14 protein-coding genes and 2 tRNA genes are annotated in these 17,493 nt (G+C 71.1%); 5 read left to right on the top strand and 11 right to left on the bottom strand.

Annotated elements, in window-relative coordinates:
- The first annotated feature begins 24 nt into the window (after positions 1 to 24).
- The 3 genes from ABZU53_RS05780 to ABZU53_RS05770 are packed head-to-tail and all read left to right on the top strand — an operon-like array spanning position 25 to position 1,573.
- A complete protein-coding gene (locus tag ABZU53_RS05780; RefSeq protein ID WP_355064102.1) occupies positions 25 to 897 on the top strand; it encodes a PhzF family phenazine biosynthesis protein in 873 nt (290 codons plus the stop codon).
- Positions 897 to 1,229 carry an SUKH-3 domain-containing protein gene (locus ABZU53_RS05775; protein ID WP_355064100.1) on the top strand — a complete coding sequence of 111 codons (333 nt, stop codon included), beginning with the start codon at positions 897 to 899 and terminating at the stop codon, positions 1,227 to 1,229. Before ABZU53_RS05780 ends, ABZU53_RS05775 begins: the two co-directional genes overlap by 1 nt.
- Before the next feature lie 32 nt (positions 1,230 to 1,261).
- Positions 1,262 to 1,573, top strand: a complete 312-nt coding sequence (locus ABZU53_RS05770) for a hypothetical protein (RefSeq protein ID WP_354856312.1) — start codon at positions 1,262 to 1,264, stop codon at positions 1,571 to 1,573.
- 239 nt (positions 1,574 to 1,812) lie between these two features.
- On the opposite strand, the gene ABZU53_RS05765 is transcribed toward ABZU53_RS05770, so the two are convergent.
- On the bottom strand, positions 1,813 to 2,073 hold the full coding sequence (locus ABZU53_RS05765; protein ID WP_355064098.1) for a hypothetical protein: 261 nt from the start codon (positions 2,071 to 2,073) through the stop codon (positions 1,813 to 1,815).
- Between the two features lie 552 nt (positions 2,074 to 2,625).
- On the opposite strand from ABZU53_RS05765, the gene ABZU53_RS05760 reads away from it, so the two are divergent.
- Positions 2,626 to 2,781, top strand: a complete 156-nt coding sequence (locus tag ABZU53_RS05760; protein WP_355064096.1) for a hypothetical protein — start codon at positions 2,626 to 2,628, stop codon at positions 2,779 to 2,781.
- 186 nt (positions 2,782 to 2,967) lie between these two features.
- Here ABZU53_RS05760 and ABZU53_RS05755 read toward each other — a convergent pair.
- The 6 genes from ABZU53_RS05755 to ABZU53_RS05730 form a co-directional block, all read right to left on the bottom strand.
- Positions 2,968 to 3,044: transfer RNA gene (locus ABZU53_RS05755), tRNA-Ile, on the bottom strand.
- Between the two features lie 61 nt (positions 3,045 to 3,105).
- The gene (locus ABZU53_RS05750) at positions 3,106 to 4,794 is read right to left on the bottom strand and encodes an insulinase family protein (RefSeq protein WP_355064094.1); all 1,689 of its coding nucleotides are present in this window, start codon (positions 4,792 to 4,794) and stop codon (positions 3,106 to 3,108) included.
- Entirely contained in the window at positions 4,791 to 5,738 is a 948-nt protein-coding gene (locus tag ABZU53_RS05745; RefSeq protein WP_355064092.1) for a hypothetical protein, read from the bottom strand. The genes ABZU53_RS05750 and ABZU53_RS05745 overlap by 4 nt, the downstream gene beginning before the upstream one ends.
- 54 nt (positions 5,739 to 5,792) lie before the next feature.
- Positions 5,793 to 7,031, bottom strand: coding sequence for an FAD-dependent oxidoreductase (locus ABZU53_RS05740; protein WP_355064090.1), 1,239 nt, complete (start codon positions 7,029 to 7,031; stop codon positions 5,793 to 5,795).
- A complete protein-coding gene (locus ABZU53_RS05735; RefSeq protein ID WP_355064088.1) occupies positions 7,021 to 9,144 on the bottom strand; it encodes an MMPL family transporter in 2,124 nt (707 codons plus the stop codon). Before ABZU53_RS05735 ends, ABZU53_RS05740 begins: the two co-directional genes overlap by 11 nt.
- Before the next feature lie 327 nt (positions 9,145 to 9,471).
- Positions 9,472 to 9,544, bottom strand: a tRNA-Asn gene (locus ABZU53_RS05730).
- A gap of 293 nt (positions 9,545 to 9,837) precedes the next feature.
- Here ABZU53_RS05730 and ABZU53_RS05725 point away from each other — a divergent pair.
- Complete coding sequence (locus tag ABZU53_RS05725; RefSeq protein WP_354854578.1) at positions 9,838 to 10,251, top strand: hypothetical protein; 414 nt, start codon at positions 9,838 to 9,840, stop codon at positions 10,249 to 10,251.
- Positions 10,252 to 10,333: 82 nt separating this feature from the next.
- Here ABZU53_RS05725 and ABZU53_RS05720 read toward each other — a convergent pair whose 3' ends face one another.
- The 4 genes from ABZU53_RS05720 to ABZU53_RS05705 all read right to left on the bottom strand — a co-directional run bounded on the left by ABZU53_RS05720 (position 10,334) and on the right by ABZU53_RS05705 (position 17,493).
- The gene (locus ABZU53_RS05720; protein ID WP_354854580.1) at positions 10,334 to 11,341 is read right to left on the bottom strand and encodes a sugar phosphate isomerase/epimerase family protein; all 1,008 of its coding nucleotides are present in this window, start codon (positions 11,339 to 11,341) and stop codon (positions 10,334 to 10,336) included.
- 213 nt (positions 11,342 to 11,554) lie between these two features.
- Entirely contained in the window at positions 11,555 to 12,058 is a 504-nt protein-coding gene (locus ABZU53_RS05715; RefSeq protein WP_355064086.1) for an ATP-binding protein, read from the bottom strand.
- A gap of 402 nt (positions 12,059 to 12,460) precedes the next feature.
- On the bottom strand, positions 12,461 to 14,575 hold the full coding sequence (locus tag ABZU53_RS05710) for a ThuA domain-containing protein (RefSeq protein ID WP_355064084.1): 2,115 nt from the start codon (positions 14,573 to 14,575) through the stop codon (positions 12,461 to 12,463).
- 62 nt (positions 14,576 to 14,637) lie between these two features.
- Positions 14,638 to 17,493, bottom strand: coding sequence for a PQQ-dependent sugar dehydrogenase (locus tag ABZU53_RS05705; RefSeq protein ID WP_355064083.1), 2,856 nt, complete (start codon positions 17,491 to 17,493; stop codon positions 14,638 to 14,640).

The raw sequence follows: 17,493 nt of genomic DNA, 5'->3' as shown, positions 1-17,493 counted from the left end.
TCCGGATCATCTGGGAGTTGCCCCATGGGGTTGATCGTGGTGGATGCCTGCACTCGCGACGGACGAGGCGGTAGCCCTACCGCGGTCGTGATCGACGACGCCACCCGCACCGACGACGAACGGCGCGCTGTCGCATCGACGGTCGGCACCTCCCACACCGCATTCGTCGACAGCAGCAGCGAGGCCCTGCCCCGCGTACGGTTCTTCACCACCGAGGGAGAACTCCAGAACTGCGGCCACGGCACCATCGCCGCGCAGGCCGTCCTGCTGCACCGTGCCGGCGGCACCCAGCACCACGCCCTCCAGAGCACCGGCAACCGAATCGTCGCCGTGACCGCCACCCGCCGGCGCGACGGCATCGAGGTCTGGTTCGAACAAGGCATCATCACGCTGCCGGACAGCACCGACCCTGCCAGCAGCGCCATCATCGCGGCCCTCGGTCTGACGCCGAGCGACATCGTCGCCGACGACCTGCGGGTCGCCTCGCCCGGCACGCCCCGGCTTCTCGTCCGCGTCCGCGAACGCCGGACGCTGTCAGCGATGCGGCCTGATCCGGCCCGGCTGGCAGCCGAGTGTCGGCGGATCGGCTATCTCGGCTGCTTCGCCTACGTGCTCGCGCCGACCGCGGGACCAGCCAGCGCCCGCATGTTCGCCCCCGCGATCGGTGTCGACGAGGACATCGTCAACGCCAACAGCGTCGGCTGCCTCGCCGCCCACCTGCTCGACACATCCCGCACCAGCGACATCGAAGTTCACCAGGGCGACGCGCTCGGCCGCCCGTCAGCCGTCTTCGCCACCGCGACACAGACCCGAGACGGCATCGTGGCCAGAATCGGCGGCCTGGTCCACCACCCGAGGGCCCAGCGCAACGCGTTCGACCTGAGGGAGGTGCGGTGATGCGGGGGGACGACCGCCCGCTGCCGGACCGCGCGGCTCAGACACTCGGGATGGCGGGTTGGACGCCACGCCGCCGGGTGGACGTCGGCGAGCGGAAGCAAGGGCTCGCCCCGGAGGGCTTTGCCATGCACGCTCCGGCTCGTGCCTTCCTGACCGAGTTCCGCGGGCTGGTCGTGCCGGTGAGCGGTCCCGGTCGGGACTCCGCCCGCATTGGAGTACGGCTCGCCGTCACGGCACACCTCGCCGGAGGCGGTCCGCGTACCGCCCAGCTGATCTCACGGGCTGCGCCACCCGCCTACCCGGCTGTACCGTTTTGCGAGTGGAACGGCTAGCGAACCGGCGCCGGGACCTCGCCGGATGGTTGGTGACGCCGCTGTTCACCCTCGTGGCGGCTCCAGTGTTGGCCGGCATCGTCGGCGTGTTGGGAAACTTCGGGGACCACAACGGCCCGCCGGCCCTGTGCAAGAAGGCCGTGGCCGACAACATGTGCGAGGAGACGAGCCTCGGGGTGATCGGCACGCATCTGGCGATCTCGGGTGCCATGTGGTTGCTGCTCTGGATCATCCCGTGGTGGCGAGGTCTTCGCACCGTGCGCGTTCTGCTCGCCGTCGCCGCGACCGTCGTTCTGGTACTCCTGCCGGTGCGGATGTTCGATTGGTCCATCCCGTACATCTGACAATCTGCGTCGCGTTCCGGAGGAACTGCTGGTACCTCTCGTGCCGCTCGAAACGCGGAGTTTGAGCTGTTGAGCGCAACCGGCAGGCGGGAGACGCTTGACGCAAGGAGGAGCCCGGTCGGCCCCGTCTGTCGCGTCGTAGGGTCGTCGGAGCACCAGGTCTCTCGGCTTGATCCGGAACAGGCCAGTCAGGCCTGCTCCGGTCTCCCACACGACGGTCAGTCTGGTCCGGCCGGAACCTACTCTGCCCCGATGCCGGCGGCCCGCAGGATCTGGCGGACGCGCTCACGGCTGTAGCCGGTCCGCTTGACTAGGTCCACCTGTCGCGCGCCAGCCCGGTACTCCGCGACCATGGCGCGGTGCAGCTCGGTTCGCGCGGTCTCGACCCGGGCACGGGCGTCGGCCTTGATCTGCCGGGCGGCCTGCACGGCATGTTCGTCTGCCTGTGGCAACGCCTCCTCGGCGGCCTTCAGCGCACGCATAGCCCCGTCGAGATCCACTTGGCCATCTTCGCCCGCAACGGCACAGGCCAACCATGCCGGGGGGTACAGTAGGCCAACTTGTCTGTTTACAGATAAGGCCAAGTCGAATACCGTAGTGAGTTGGCAGCGTTGATCGACATCCCTCGGTTCGCGCTGCGCACGCTCACCGGGGGACTTGATCGCACATCGGAGGTGCGACCCATGCGGGATCTACCTTTCACCCTGAAGGACTGCGGAGAACGAGCGACCCACCGAATCGAGGTCTACAGCGGCGCGGCGGACCGCAGGTCGTTAGACGCGGTGGCCTACGTCTGCCCCACCCACCCCGATCCGGCGACCCGTGCGATCGCATCGGCTGGGTTCACGGCGTCCGTCGCGCCGGTCTCAGGGCGGGCGGTCACCCGAGGATGCGGGAGTGTCCACGTGTTTCCCACTGGCATGTTGGCGGCCCCGGACCGTCACCCTCGGTGGTGTGACCGGAACGGGTGCGTCCGGCGCGGCGAGCACCGGTCACGGATCTCGGACGTCGACACCAACCGACCCGAGGCGTCGATCCTGACCGTCGGTCTGGTGCAGGTAATCCACCCGGCGGTGGAACCGGTGGTGGCGTTGACGGCCACCGACGGCACGGCGTCTGACCGTGTGGTGTTGTCGATCGGGCAGGTCCGGGTGTTGCGCTACCGGTTGGCCACGTTGTTGGACGCAGCCAAGGGCGGCAGGCGGTGACGGCACGGCGGGGCCGGCGGGTGCCAGTGGACGACGCGCGGGTTGTGTTCAGGTCCGAGACCTCGGCGCGGATGCCGTTGCAGCGGCGGCCGACCGAGGCAGGCGGTAATTGCGCCACCGGGTGGGGGCGTTGGGGCCGACCGTAGCGCTCGCACCACGCGAAGATCGGCGATCCAGTGTTTGTGCTGGTGGGGCGGGCGGGACTCGAACCCGCGACCGAGGGATTATGAGTCCCCTGCTCTAACCGGCTGAGCTACCGCCCCGACACCGCGCGGATCTTATCCCGCTCGGTGGATCACGGGCCAGCACCGGTGTGGCCCCGCCTCATCCCCGCCGCCGTCGCCACAGCAGCACGATGGGCAACGCGAGGATAACAGTGAGCAGCCAGCCCGCCACGACGACGCCCCAGAGCCATTCCTCGCCCGGCTCGGTGCCGGCGGCGACCATGACGTACGTCAGCAGCAGGCTCACCGCGCCCGCCAACAGGACGGCCACGCCGCTGACCACGATCGCCGCGATCTCCCACCAGGGGCGGTCGGCGGGCGTTGCGGCCGGCTTTTCGGCGGCCGACGGCTGCGGGATGGAGTCCGGTGTGCGGGCCGGCATGGCGATGTGCCGGTCGGCGGGCACCTGGGCGTCGATGATCGGAAGCGCCGCCGGGTGCAGGTTGAACATCGTCGGCTCGACGTGCAGCACGATGGCGTCCGAGCCGATCAGTTGCCGCGCCCCGTCGGGCCAGGCGAGCATCGCGGAGCAGTCGGCGTACCGGACGGTCAGCGGCCCGTCGGTGCCCAGGTAGGTCACCCCGTCCACGCCGATGCGGAGCGCGCCGGCACCCTGCTTCGCCGCGTACGTGGTGCCGTCGACCGTGTCGCTGGAGTGGGTGGGCGCCGCGACGAAGCCGGCCCAGTCGGCGCGGAGCCCGCCCGGCACCATGAGCAGCGCGGACGACGTCACCTCACCGGCCACCTGGCGCAGGTCGGCGAGGCTGACGGCCTTCAGCTCGGCCCGGTGCTCGTCGATGCTGAGGTTCGGCTCGCCGGTCAACACGTTGAGGGCGTACCCCGGCAGTCGCGCGGCGTCGATCTCGGCGGCGCCGAGCACGTCCTCCCGCTTGGCGATGGTGGCGTCCAGGTCGGCCTGCTCGATCCGCCCGACCCGCAGCTTCGCCAGCACGTCGACGAAGCCGCCGAGCACGGCGTCCTGCTTCTCCGCCAGCGCGTCGGCGAGCGCCCGCAGCGTGGCGTACCCGTCGCCGCGCGGCTCGTACCCCGTCGTGGTGGTGTAGGAGAGCCCGGACTCCTGGCGCAGCGACCGGTACAGCTCCCGCTCCAGCACGCCGGAGAAGACGGCCGCGGCGGTGCTGCGCCGCACCACCGAGTCGAGCACCACGGCGCGGGCGCCGTTGACGAAGTACGCCGGGGTCTGCGGCAGCGCCGACGAGACCGCCGGCACCGGCTGACGGACGCCGCTGGGCAGCGCCAGGCGTAGCCCGGCGGGCACCCGGTCGCCGGCGATCCAGAGCACCGCGTTCTCCCGGGTGAACGAGCGGGCCGCCCACTCGCGCAGGTGGTCCACGGTGAGCGCGCCCAGGCCCCACTCCGGGTAGCTGCTCAGACCGAAGTCCCGCGCGCCGTGTCGCCACAGCGGGATGTCGTCGATCGCGGCGGCGCCCCGGCTGCTCCACTCGGTGCGCAGGATGTCCTTCTCCACGTCCAGCCGTGCCACCGGCAGGTCGGACAGGTGCCCGCAGACGGCGGTCATGAACGCCGCGATGTCCGCCTCGGAGCCCTGGGTGTGGAACATGGTGAACGCCGGGGCGGTCACGCCGTTGACGTGGTAATCAGCCAGGCCGAGCGGTGCGAGCGCGAGGTGCTCGATGAGGTGGGTGATGCCGGCGCGGCTGAGCGTCTCGTCGGCGGTGCCGACCCGGAAGGTCAGTCCGGCGCGCATCGGCCCGCCGGTGGGGGCGAGCAGCGTGGGCACCCCGTCCACGTCCAGGTGCTGGATCATGACTGGCCACCCTTCGCGTACGCCTTCGCGCGGTACTTCGTGTAGCCCTTGGCGTCGTCGACGTACGTCCAGGGGTATTCGGTGCCCAGGTTGCCCAGGGCGGTGAACTGGCTGGCGGCGGCGGGCCACTGCTCGGTGAGGCTGAACATCAGCGCGAACGTCGAGCGGATCCAGACCCAGCCCGGCCGGTCGACGAAGTCCGCGTGCAGCACGGATCGCTGCCCGGCCTGCATCACCTCGTCCACGACGGGCGTGCTGCGCACGTACGCGGTGCGCTCCCGGTCGGTGTCGAAGTCCAGCCAGCGTTCCAGGTGCGCCTCGGCGACCAGCACGGCGTTGGGCGCCCCGGCGGGCGCGGCCTGCGCGCACTCGCGGGCGAAGGCGAAGGCCCGGTCCCAGTCGCCGCTCCACTTCGGGCAGAGCTGCTGGAGCAGGGCCGCCTGTGCGGGGGCGTGGTGGGGGTGGTGCTGGGCGAGTCGGTCGTAGCGGCGGCGTGCCTCGTTCTGGCCCAGTTGCAGACCCCGGGCGATGATGATCCGTTCAGTCCAGGCGGCCGCGTCGTCGGGGTACCGGGCGGTGACGTCGATGAGCACCCGCTCGGCGCGACGCAGGTGTTCATGGAACTGTTCGAACTGCGACCGGCTGACGTGTCGGGCGCGGTAGGAGCTGCGGATCCGCCAGCCGTCGCAGATGAGGTGAGTGCCGTGCAGGGTGCCCGCCAGCCTGTCGGTGGGGTCGTCGTCGTACACGCGGTGCAGGAACGCGGCGGACCCGGCGTGGTCGCCGGCCTCCCTGACGAGCAGTGTGTGAAAGGCGGGGTCCCGGTCGGCGAACACGGCCCGGACGGCGGGCCAGTCGGCGGCGTCGAGCGCCTTGCGCAGGTCGTTGACCTCGGGGTACGCGGCAGCGGCATCGAAGGTGGGCGCCGGGAGGGGGGCGGGCATGGCGGCGATCATAGGTGATCAACTACGGCCGCGGGGCCCTCGTTCGAGGCGGGCTCAGCCGGCGCGCAGCTCCTTCAGCACCGCCCCGGCGGCACGCCAGCCGCTGGCGAGAGCGCCCTGGATCGATGGACTGTCGCGGTGGTCACCGGCCACGAACAGCCCCTCCCCCATTGACACGGGCTTGCGCAGCCGCCCCTGCGGCGGCGGCGCGGCGGGCAGCGCGTCCGGGACGACCACTGTGGTGAGGTGGGTCCAGTCGGCGGTGGATCGACCGTACAGCCGGGTCAACTCGGCCCGGATGGTCGACTCGGGCGGGGCCGTCGGACCCACGACCGACGTGGCCACGAGGTGCCGTCCGGCGGGCGCGTACGTGCTGACGGCGTTGCTGAGCACCACCGTGTTCGCGACGATCTCCCGGCGGTCGCCGTCGACGAGCAGGATCGGCTCGGCGAGCGGCGGCTCGGGCGCGCTGTGGTAGTACGTGGTGTAGCTGTGCATGCGTACCGTCGCCAGGGCCGGCAGCAGCGCGGCCGCGGCGGGCGGGTCGACGGCGACCACGACGGCTCGGCAGCGGATGTCGCCGGCCTGGGTGCGGACCCGGCCGGGCGCGACCTGCGCGACCGGGGTGTCCCGGTCGAGCAGGTCGGCGGGGAGCGGGTCGGCGATGGCCCGGGGCAGCGCGGCCATCCCCTCGGCGGGCAGACCGATCCGGCCCCGGGCGAACGAGCGCAGCACCATCGCGAGCACGTGGCTGGAGGTGGCCAGCTCCCGGTCGATGAACACGCCGGACAGGAACGGCCGCAGCAGCTCCTCGATGATCGCGTCGGAGAGACCGGCGCGGCGCAGCGCCGTCTCGGCGCTGGTCTCCGGCGCGGAGAGCAGCCGGGACACCGGCAGCGTGGCGCAGCCGGTGGCGAGCGCGGCGAAGCGCAGCCGGTCGAGCAGCGAGCCCACGCCGGCCAGCGCGGTACGCGGCCCGCCGGCCGGTTCGCGCAGTGGGTTGACCAGCCGTAGCAGGTCGTCGCCCCGGCGCACCAGCACCCCGGACGTGAAGTAGCCGAGGTTGAGCCGGTCGGTGTCGAGCAGCGTGCCGAGCCGCGGGTAGGCCGTGTTGAGCACCTGGAAACCGCGGTCGATCAGGTAGCCGTCGACGACGTCGGTGGCGACCCGGCCGCCGAGCCGGCCGCCGGCCTCCAGCAGCCGCCAGGGCACGCCGGCGCGGTGCAGCCGGCGGGCGGCGGCGAGGCCGGCCAGGCCCCCGCCGACGACGACCACGTCGGTCTCAGCCAGCATCGCGCGCCTCCCGCTCGCCGTTCGCCCGGGACAAGCGGCCCGGCCACCAGATCTTCGGCCCGATGTCGTACGCGAGCGCGGGCACCAGCAGCGACCGGACGATGATCGTGTCGATCAGTACCCCGATCGCGACGGCGGTACCCAGCTCGACGAGCACCACCAGCGGCAGGACGGCCAGGGCGGAGAAGGTCGCGGCGAGCACGATGCCGGCGGAGGTGATCACCCCGCCGGTGACGGCGAGGCCGGCGAGCACACCGGCGCGGGTGCCCCGCTTGACTGACTCCTCGCGGACCCGGCTCATCAGGAAGATGTTGTAGTCGATCCCGAGGGCGACCAGGAAGACGAACGCGAACAGCGGGAACGACGAGTCCACGCCGGGGAAGTCGAAGACGTGGCGGAACAGCAGCGCGCAGAGACCGAGGGTCGCCGCGAAGCTGAGCAGCACCGTGCCGATGAGCAGCACCGGAGCGAGGAGGGCCCGCAGCAGCAGGGCCAGGATGACCGCGATGACCACCAGCACCACCGGGATGATGACGTTCTGGTCGCGCTTCGCGGCGTCCGAGGTGTCCACGTTGATCGCGGTGAAGCCGCCCACCACGGCGTCCGCGCCGGGCACCTGGTGTACGGCCACCCGCAGGTCGCGGATGGTCTGCTCGGCGCCGTCGCTGTCGGGCGGGTCGGCGAGCGTCGCCTCCAACTGCACCCGCCCGTCGACGACCTTCGGGGCGGCGTTCTCCTCGGGCGGGCCGGTCTGCGGGCCGCTGGAGAGCGGACGGACGTCGGCGACGCCGCGTACGCCCTGGGCCACCTGCGCCACCTGCCGTGCGCTCTGCTCGGTGGTGAAGATGGTTGCCGGGCTGCCGGTGCCGGCCGGGTAGTGCCGGGCGATCACGTCCTGGCCGTCCACCGAGTCGGTGCGCTGGGTGAACAGGTCGGACTGACCGAGGGTGGTGGCGCCGAGCTGGGTCATGCCGAGCGTGAGGAGAGCCAGGACGACGGCGGTGCTCAGCCAGATCGGTCGGGCGTGCCGGGCCACGAAACCGGCGATGCGACTCCAGATGCCGTGCTCGGCCCGCGGGTCGGCCTGGTCGGCTCGGGGACGTCGGGGCCAGAACGCCCACCGGCCGCCCAGCACCAGCAACGCCGGCAGGAAGGTGAGCATCATCAGCAGGGTGGCGGCGATGCCGATGGCGGCGACCGGGCCGAGCGCCCGGTTCGAGTTGAGGCTGGACAGCAGCAGGCAGAGCAGGCTGACGATGACCGTGCCGCCGGACGCGATGATGGCCGGCGCGGCGCCCCTCCACGCGGTGCGCATCGCGTCCCACGGGCGGTCGTGCCGGTGCAGCTCCTCGCGGTAGCGGGCGATCATCAGCAGCGCGTAGTCGGTGCCGGCGCCGAAGACCAGCACGGTGAGGATGCCCTGTGCCTGGCCGTTGAGCTTGACGATGTCGGCGTCGGCGAGCAGGTAGACGAAGACCGAGGCCAGCGCGTACGACATTCCGGCGGCCAGCAGCGGAAAGATCCACAGGACCGGGCTGCGGTAGACGATCAGCAGGATGATCAGCACCACCACGAGCGTGACGAGCAGCAGTGGCCCGTCGATGGCGGAGAAGACCTCGATCAGGTCGGCGAGCAGGCCGGCCGGGCCGGCGACGTCCACGGTGAGCCCGTCCCGGTCGCCGCCGGCGATGTCGCGCAACTGTTCGACGACCGAGCCGATCTCCTCGCCCTCGGCGTCGTCCACCGGCACGACGACCTGGAGTGCCTGGCCGTCCTCGCTGGGAATCGGCGGGGGCAGCGGGTTGACCACGCCGGGCACCTGGGCGAAGCGGGCAGCGTCGGCGCTCACCCGCTGCCGGTCCGCGTCGGTGATCCCCGCCGACCGCTCGTAGACGACAAGCGCCGGCACGGTCTGCCGGTCGACGAAGCCGCCGGCGAGGTCCTGGGCGCGGGTCGCCTCGGCGTCGGTGGGCAGGAAGGCGGCGTTGTCGTTGGTGGCGACCTCGCTGAGACGCCCGGCGTACGGGCCGGCCACACCGCCGATCACCAGCCAGGCCAGCACGACCGCCACCGCGACCAGTGTGGCCCGGCCGAAGCCGCCTCGTCCGGACATTGCGCTCACCCCAAGAATCGACGCATCAATCGACGCAGCTGGAGTCTAGGTCGACATCGACCATCCTGCCGGGCACGGGAGCCGCAAGCGGCCCAAACCTCCCATTCCGCCCCGCGCCCCGCGCCGTGCGCCGCCAAGATCGTCGCAACAACGGGGATGTTGCTGCCTCCGGCACGCGGGAGGCAGCAACATCCCCGAAGTTGCTGCCACGATCGCGCGGGCAGGGGTTCGGGCCTGCCGAGAGGAGTTGCCGGGGCCGGAGGGCGCGGGACGTGGGGACAGCAGAAACGCCCGTCGGCGTGCTGCCGACGGGCGTTGGTGGAGAAGCTCCCCCGATTGGACTCGAACCAATAACCTGCCGGTTAACAGCCGGCTGCTCTGCCAATTGAGCTACAGGGGATCGTGCACCGCCTGGAACCGGATCTCGCCGGTGCCCTGCGACGGGACAAGAGTACAGGACATCCCCCGGTGGTGGTCCAGTGGGTTGCACCCGCAGCCGCCTTGATCCAGATTCGCAGGTCAGCGCCACGGCCTGATCGCAATCGGGGCAAATCGCCATCCCGGCACAAGCAGGCTTGAGCGGGGAGCAGGATGGGTAGTTAGCTGCGGACAGAGGACGCAGGCGCGAATTTGTCGCGCCCGACGGGGCAACCCGGCGGGGGCGACGGCGCGTCAGGTACGGAAGGAGCCGCCATGCGCGGAAAGATCATGTTTCTTGGCGGGCTGGCTGCGGGATTCGTCCTGGGCGCCCGTGCCGGCCGGGAGAAGTACGAAGAGCTCGTGGTTCGGGGCCGCAAGGTGCTCGACCACCCGACCGTCCAGGAGGCGGCCGGGGTCGCGCAGGCCCAGGCCAACCGGCTCTACAGCGAGGGCAAGGACAAGCTCGGCCAGTCCAAGCTGGGCGAGAAGCTGGGCAACGGCAGCACCGGCAAGCAGGAGCTGACCGCCGCCGACGACGCGTTCGCCGGCACGCCCGCCACGGTGGGCGCCAAGGCGGGCTCCGGCTCGACGGGCAGCAGCACGGTCGGCACGACCTCCGGGTCGCCGTCGGCCACCACCCCCCGCACCAAGCCGTCCGGCTCGGGCACCAACGGCAGCACGCTCTGACCCATCCGCACGTACACGGGCCGGTCGCCTGACGGCGACCGGCCCGTGGTCTGTCCGAACGGCAATCTGCTCCGAGCTGTGGTCAGTCCTTGCTGCTGAACGCCGCGTCGAAGGCGGCGCTCGGGGCGTCGAAGGCGAGCCGGCGGACGAACTGCAGTGCCTCCGGGGCGCCGACCAGGCGATCCATCCCGGCGTCCTCCCACTCGACGGAGATCGGGCCGGTGTAGCCGATCGCGTTCAACGCCCGGAAGCAGTCCTCCCAGGGCACGTCGCCGTGCCCGGTGGAGACGAAGTCCCAGCCGCGACGCAGGTCGGCCCAGGGCAGGTGCGAGGCGAGCCGGCCGCGCCGGCCATCGCCGGTACGCACCTTCGCGTCCTTGCAGTCCACGTGGTAGATCCGGTCGGCGAAGTCGAAGATGAAGTTCACCGGGTCCAGCTCCTGCCAGACGAAGTGCGACGGGTCCCAGTTCAGCCCGAACGCGGGCCGGTTGCCGATCGCCTCCAGCGTCCGCTTGGTCGTCCAGTAGTCGTACGCGATCTCGCTGGGGTGCACCTCGTGCGCGAACCGCACCCCGACCTCGTCGAACACGTCGAGGATCGGGTTCCACCGATCGGCGAAGTCCTGGTAGCCGCGCTCGATCATCGACGGCGGCACCGGCGGGAACATCGCCAGGGTGTGCCAGATCGACGACCCGGTGAAACCGACGACGGTCTTCACCCCGAGCTTCGCCGCGGCCCGCGCGGTGTCCTTGATCTCCTCGGCGGCCCGCTGGCGGACCCCCTCGGGCTCCCCGTCGCCCCAGATCCGGGCGGGCAGGATGTCCTGGTGCCGCTCGTCGATCGGATGGTCGCAGACCGCCTGACCGACGAGGTGGTTGGAGATCGTGAAGACCTCGAGGTTGTGCTTCGCGAGCGTCTCCCGCTTGCGGTCGACGTACGAGTCGTCGGCGAGCGCCTTGTCGACCTCGAAGTGGTCGCCCCAGCAGGCGATCTCCAGACCGTCGTAGCCCCACTCGGAGGCGAGCCGGCAGACCTCCTCGAACGGAAGGTCGGCCCACTGGCCGGTGAAGAGCGTGATGGGTCGCGCCATTGTCCTTCTCCCCTGATGTGATGGGGATTCCGTTGTGCGGACCGGGGCGAGGGTGACCGGTCAGACCGGTACGTGGCACCGAGGCGGAACACCGGTGGATGCCGAGCGCACCTGAGCCCGGCGGGTTGCGCCTCCCACCGGGTCACCGGCCACCGTCACGGTCGCCACCTCCACCCTATTTCCGTTGGGCCCCATCGCGAAAGCCCCGGATCGTCACTCGGCCGCTTCTTCGGGCGCGGGCAGGACCGCCCGGACGGTGAACCCGCCGCCGGGATTCGGGCCGGCGGAGAAGGTGCCACCGACCCGCTCGGTGCGCCCGCGCACCGCGGCCAGCCCCCGCCCGGCGCCCCGGGTCTCCCCGGCCGGCGTCGCGGCATCGGCGCCGTCGTCGCGTACCTCGATGGTGACGCCCTCGGCGTCGTAGCGCAGCCGGACCGCCACCGCCGCGCCGGGGGCGTGTCGACGCGCGTCGGCCAGCGACTCCTCGATGATCCGGTACGCCGCCACGTCGACCGCGCCGGGCAGCGGCCGGGGTGCCCCGCCGAGGCTCCAACGCACGGGCTGGCCTGCGGCGAACTCCTCTGCCAGCGCGTCGAGACGGTTCAGGCTGGGAGCCGGCCCGGTCAACGGGTCGGGCTCCTCGGCCCGGTGCAGCGCGCCGCGGAGGCGGTCTCCCTGCGACCGCACCACTCGGCGCCATCGCGCGAAACGCCCCATGCTGGTCAAGGTACGGCAGCCGGCTGAGAGTAGGCCTCCGGCGTCCAGGCAACGCGCCCAGCGGCTCCGGCGGCTCCGACCACCCCGGCCGCTCCGGCCGCTCCGGCGCTCCGGCGCTCCGGCGCTCCGGCCGCTCCGGCCGCTCCGCGATGGATTGTCGAGAGGGGTATACCTGTGAGTCATAAATATGACTCACAGGTATACCCCTCTTCGGTGACATTGGCCTCGGCAAGGACGCGCCCGGTGAGGCGGAGCGCGTTCGCCGACGCTGCGGTTGCCACCAGGAGCGGGTGGCGTCGGGAGCGGGTGGCGTCGGGAGCAGGTGACTCGCAGGCGCCGCCGGCCGTGACCGGCGGCGCCTGCGCGTTCAGTGAGCCCGGTGGGCTCGGCGCGTTCGGCAGGTCAGGGCAGGGTCCACTTCTGGTTGGCCGCGCCGTTGCAGGTCCAGAGGTGGACGATGGTGCTGTCCGCCGAGTTGTTGCCGGAGACGTCCAGGCACTTGCCCGAGGCCGTGTTGCGCAGGCTGCCGTCGGACTGGGCCGCCCAGTTCTGCGCGCCGGTGCCGTTGCAGGTCCAGAGCTGGATCTTGGTGCCGTCGGCGGTGCCGCTGCCGGACACGTCGAGGCACTTGCCGAGCGCCTTGATCGTCGAGTTCGGCGTCACGGTCCAGGTCTGCGCCGTACTGCCGTTGCAGGTGTAGATCTGGATCTGGGTGCCGTCGGCAGTGGCGCCGCTGCGCACGTCCAGGCACTTGCCGGCGAGGCCCTTGACCGGGCCGACCCCGGTGCTGCCGCCGGTCCCCTTGACCAGGGTGAAGTCGTCCACGTCGAAGAGCCCGGTGCCGCTACCGCCAAACGTGAGGTAGAGGTTCTGGGTGCCGGACGGGACGTTGGACAGCGCCGCGGTGACGTTGGCGAACGTCGTCCAACTGCCGGTGTTGGGCACCGTGACCGTGCCGAGCACCGGACCGGTGGCCGAGCCGGTGCGGACCTGGATGGTGCCGCCCGCGCCGCCGGAGACGACCCGGGAGGTGAACGAGGTGACGCCGGTCAGGTCCACGCCGTTGTACGCGGCCCAGTCACCCGGGTCGATGTAGCCGACGGTCTGACCACCGTTGGCACCCGCCTTGGTGAACGCGGAGACCCCGTTGGCCGAGCTGAACGACTCGGCCTGGATGGTGGTGTTCCCGCTCGGGGGAGGCGTGGTGCCCAGCTCCTTGATCCGGATGTTGCGGAACGAGGCGTCGTCGCCGGTGCCGTGGTTCTGGATGCCGATGTGGCCGGCCAGCGACCGTACCGGATTGGTGTTGGTGAAGTCGTTGATCTTCACCCCGTTGAGGAAGATCTGCAGCCGCTCGCCCTCGACCAGCAGCTCGTAGGTGTTCCACTCCCCCGGCGCGTTGAGCGCCGCGTCGCGGGCCGCGAGGTCCGCGGACTTGAAGGTGTAGACCGAGCCGGTGGTGCGGTCCGCCGCGTCGGTGGCGTCGATCTGGATCTCGTAGCCGTTGTCCACCGCCGACCACGGGTCGCTCGACGGCGGGAAGCCGATGAACACGCCCGAGTTGTCGTCACCGGCCAGCTTCCAGTCCAGCTTCAGCGAGTAGTTGGTGAACTGCTTCGCGCTGTACCAGTACAGGCCCATGCCGCCCACCGAGGTGAGGGTGGCGTCGGAGTTGGTGAAGTTGCCCGGCCCGGCCTGCGACCAGCCGGTGGTGGAGCCGTTGTAGAGCGGGGTGTAGCCGGTCTCGGGCCGGCAGTCGGCCTTGCTCCGGCCGGCCGCGTACCGGATGCCGCCGAGCAGGTGGGCCCGGAACGCCGGCTCGGCGTACGACGCCTGGGTGTGCCCGCCGCCGGTGTAGAAGGACCGGCCGCCGCTGTAGCTCTTGCACCAGGAGTGCGGGTGGTCGGCGCCCATGCCGCCCCCGGAGTACGACGATTCGTCGAGCGTGGCCAGCACGTGTGCGGTGGACCGGGCGTTGGTGCGGTAGTTGTACCACTCGTCGGTGCGGGTCCAGGTCTGCGGCAGGTGCCCGGTGGCCGCGTTCCCCCGGTCCTCCACCTTGACGTTGGCCTGCTGGATGGCCGGGTGCGAGGCGAACCACGCGCCGACCAGGTTGCCGTAGAACGGCCAGTCGTACTCGGTGTCGGCGGCGGCGTGCACACCCACGTACCCGCGGCCGGACCCGATGTACGACTCGAAGGCGGTCTGCTGGGTGGCGTTGAGCACGTCGCCGGTGGTGTTGAGGAAGACGACCGCCTCGTACTGGGCGAGGTTGGCGGTGGTGAACGCGGCGGCGTCCTCGGTGGCGGTCACGGTGAAGTTGTTCGCGGCGCCCAGGTCACGGATGGTCTGGATGCCGACCGGTATCGCGTCGTGGCGGAAGCCGGCGGTCTTGGAGAACACCAGCACGTCGTACGGGGCGTCGGCGGCGCTGGCCGGGGTGGCCGGGGTGGTGCAGGCGATGACGGCGAGGACGGCGGTGGTCGCGCCGAGGACGGTTCGCAGGAGTCTGCGCATGGTCGCTCTCCTTCGGGACGGTGGGGAGGGGCTCCCGTGCGGTGGGAGCCCCTCCGCTCAGCTCAGGGCAGGGTCCACTTTTGGTTCGCGGCGGCGGTGCAGGTCCAGAGGTTCACCACGGTGCTGTCCGCGGAGTTGCTTCCGGAGACGTCCAGGCACTTCCCGGACGCCACGTTGCGGAGCGTGCCGTCGGCCTGCCCGGCCCAGTTCTGCGCCCCGGTGCCGTTGCAGGTGTAGAGCTGGATCTTGGTGCCGTCGGCGGTGCCGGCACCGGAGACGTCCAGGCACTTGCCCAACGACTTGATTGTGGAGTTCGGCGTGACCGCCCAGGTCTGGGCCGCACTGGCGTTACAGGTGTAGATCTGGATCTGCGTGCCGTCGGCGGTGGCGGCGTTGCGCACGTCCAGGCACTTGCCGCCCAGACCCTTGATCGGACCGGTCCCGCCGGTGGGGGCCGAGCCGGTGGTGAAGGTGAACGCGTCCAGGTCGTAGAGCGCGCCGGTGCCCGTACCCGCGAAGGTCAGGTAGAGCGTGGTGGTGCCGGTCGGCGGGTTGGTGATCGCCCCCGTGACAGTGGTGAAGGTTTCCCAGCCGCCGGTCACCGGGACGGTCGCGGAGCCGAGCACCGTGCCGGTGGCCGAGCCGGCCCGCACCTGGAGGGTGCCGCCGGCGCCCGCCGAGGAGACCCGGGCGGTGAACGAGGTGACGTTGCCGAGCCGGTACGGCTGGAACGCGATCCAGTCGCCGTTGTTGATGTCGCCGACGGTCTTGCCGCCCTCGGCCGGGGTCTTGCTGAACACGTTGATCCCGGACGAGCTGCCGAAGAACTCGGCCTGGCGGTGACGCGGCGGCAGCGTGTGCTGGGTGTGCGTGGTCAGCCCACCGGCGTCGGTGTACTCGGCGTCGAAGATGGCGAAGATGTTCGCCGCGTCGTCGTGCTCACCGTCGACCGGGATGGTGATCGAGCCGGAGCAGCCGGTCTTCGAGGTGATCTGGTGCCCGTGCTGGTCGTGCCCGAGCACGTAGGTCATCTTGACCTTCGTGCAGTCGATCGTGCCGTCCTCCGGGTCGGTCACCGTGATGCTGTACGGCACGGTGTCACCGAAGCTGAACAACTGCCCGTTGCCGGGGTTGTTGATGGTCACCGTGGGCGCGGTGTTGCCGACGCTGATCTGCACGCTGGCGCTGCCGGTGGCGCCCTGCGGGTCCCGTACGGTCAACGTGGCGGTGTAGGCGCCGTTCGTGCTGTACGTCTTCGTCGGGTTCGCCGTCGTGGAGGTGGTGCCGTCGCCGAAGTTCCACGAGTAGGTCAACGCCCCGCCCTCGGGGTCGGACGAGCCGGCCGAGGAGAACACCACGGTCAGCGGGGCCGCGCCGGAGGTCTTGTTCGCGCTCGCCGCGGCGCTGGGCGCCCGGTTGCCGCCGCCGACGTAGTCGAAGCGGTAGAGCGCCGAGTTGGCGTCACCGTTGAAGTAGCCGGTGCCGTAGTCGAGCACGTAGTACGAGCCGTCCGGGCCGAAGGCCGAGTCCATCACCTGCTTGCCGACCCAGGGAAAGGCGTCGATGGTGCCCCGGGATCCGTCGGAGTTGACGTGGATGGGCTTGATCCAGCCCCGGCCGAACTCGGTGGCGAAGAACTGGCCGTCGAACGACTGCGGGAACTTCGTGGTGGAGGTCGACGAGGCGTTGTAGCGGTAGACCGGGCCGGCCATCGGCGACTCGGAGCCGCCGCCGAACTCGGTCGGGGTGCCGGCGTCGCCGGCGTACCGGATCCAGGCCGGCTGGGCCGGCGGCAGGGTGGTCAGGCCGGTGTTGCGGAACGAGTTGTTGGTCGGCCCGCCGGCGCAGTTGTACTTCGCTCCGCTGGCGTTGGTGGCGAAGTCCCACTCGTTGTACGTCTCGGTGGTGGTGTTCGTGCCGGTGCAGTACGGCCAGCCGAAGTTGCCCGGCGCGGCGACCCGGTTGAACTCGACCTGGCCCGACGGCCCGCGGGTGGAGCTGGTGCTGCCGGCGTCCGGCCCGTAGTCACCGACGTAGACGACCCCGGTGCCCTTGTCCACGCTGATTCGGAACGGGTTGCGGAACCCCATCGCGTAGATCTCCGGCCGGGTCTTGGCCGCGCCGGGCGCGAACAGGTTGCCCGACGGGATGGAGTACGTCCCGTTCGCGTTCACCTTGATCCGCAGGATCTTGCCGCGCAGGTCGTTGGTGTTGCCGGCGCTGCGCTGCGCGTCGTACCCCGGGTTGCGGTTGGTCCGCTCGTCGATGGGCGAGTAGCCGGCGGAGTCGAAGGGGTTGGTGTCGTCGCCGGTGGACAGGTAGAGGTTGCCGGCGGCGTCGAAGTCGATGTCCCCGCCGACGTGGCAGCACAGACCGCGGTCGGCCGGTACGTCGAGGACGTCGACCTTGCTGGCCTGGTTGATCGTGAAGTCGCTGTTGAGGGTGAACCGGGAGAGGCGGTTCACTCCCTGCCAGGCCGAGAAGTCGGTGCCGGTCGCGGGCGCGTCGCCGGCGGGGGTGGACAGCGGCGGCGCGTAGTAGAGGAAGATCTGCCGGTTGCTGGCGAAGTTCGGGTCGACTCCGACGCCCTGCAACCCCTCTTCGTCGTGGTTGTAGACCGACAGGGTGCCGATCACCGACGTGGTGCCGTTCGCGTCGGTGCGGCGCAGCGTGCCGTTGCGGGCGGTGTGCAGGACCGAACGGTCCGGCAGCACGGCCAGCGACATCGGCTCACCCATGTCGGACACGCCCCGGGCGAGTTCGACCTGCTGGAAGTCGGTGGCGTTGATCGTGTGCGCCTGGGCCGGTGTCGGGCTGGCCGCCAGCGTGACCGTGCCAGCCGCGGCCACGAGGAGCAGGGCCGATCCGGTGGAGAGCCATCGTCGGGATCGACGAGGGGGTGCGTCCTTGTTGGACAT

The sequence above is a fragment of the Micromonospora sp. NPDC005194 genome (assembly GCF_040608335.1).
Taxonomy (GTDB): Bacteria; Actinomycetota; Actinomycetes; order Mycobacteriales; family Micromonosporaceae; genus Micromonospora.
This window is presented reverse-complemented; position numbering and strand designations above follow the sequence as displayed.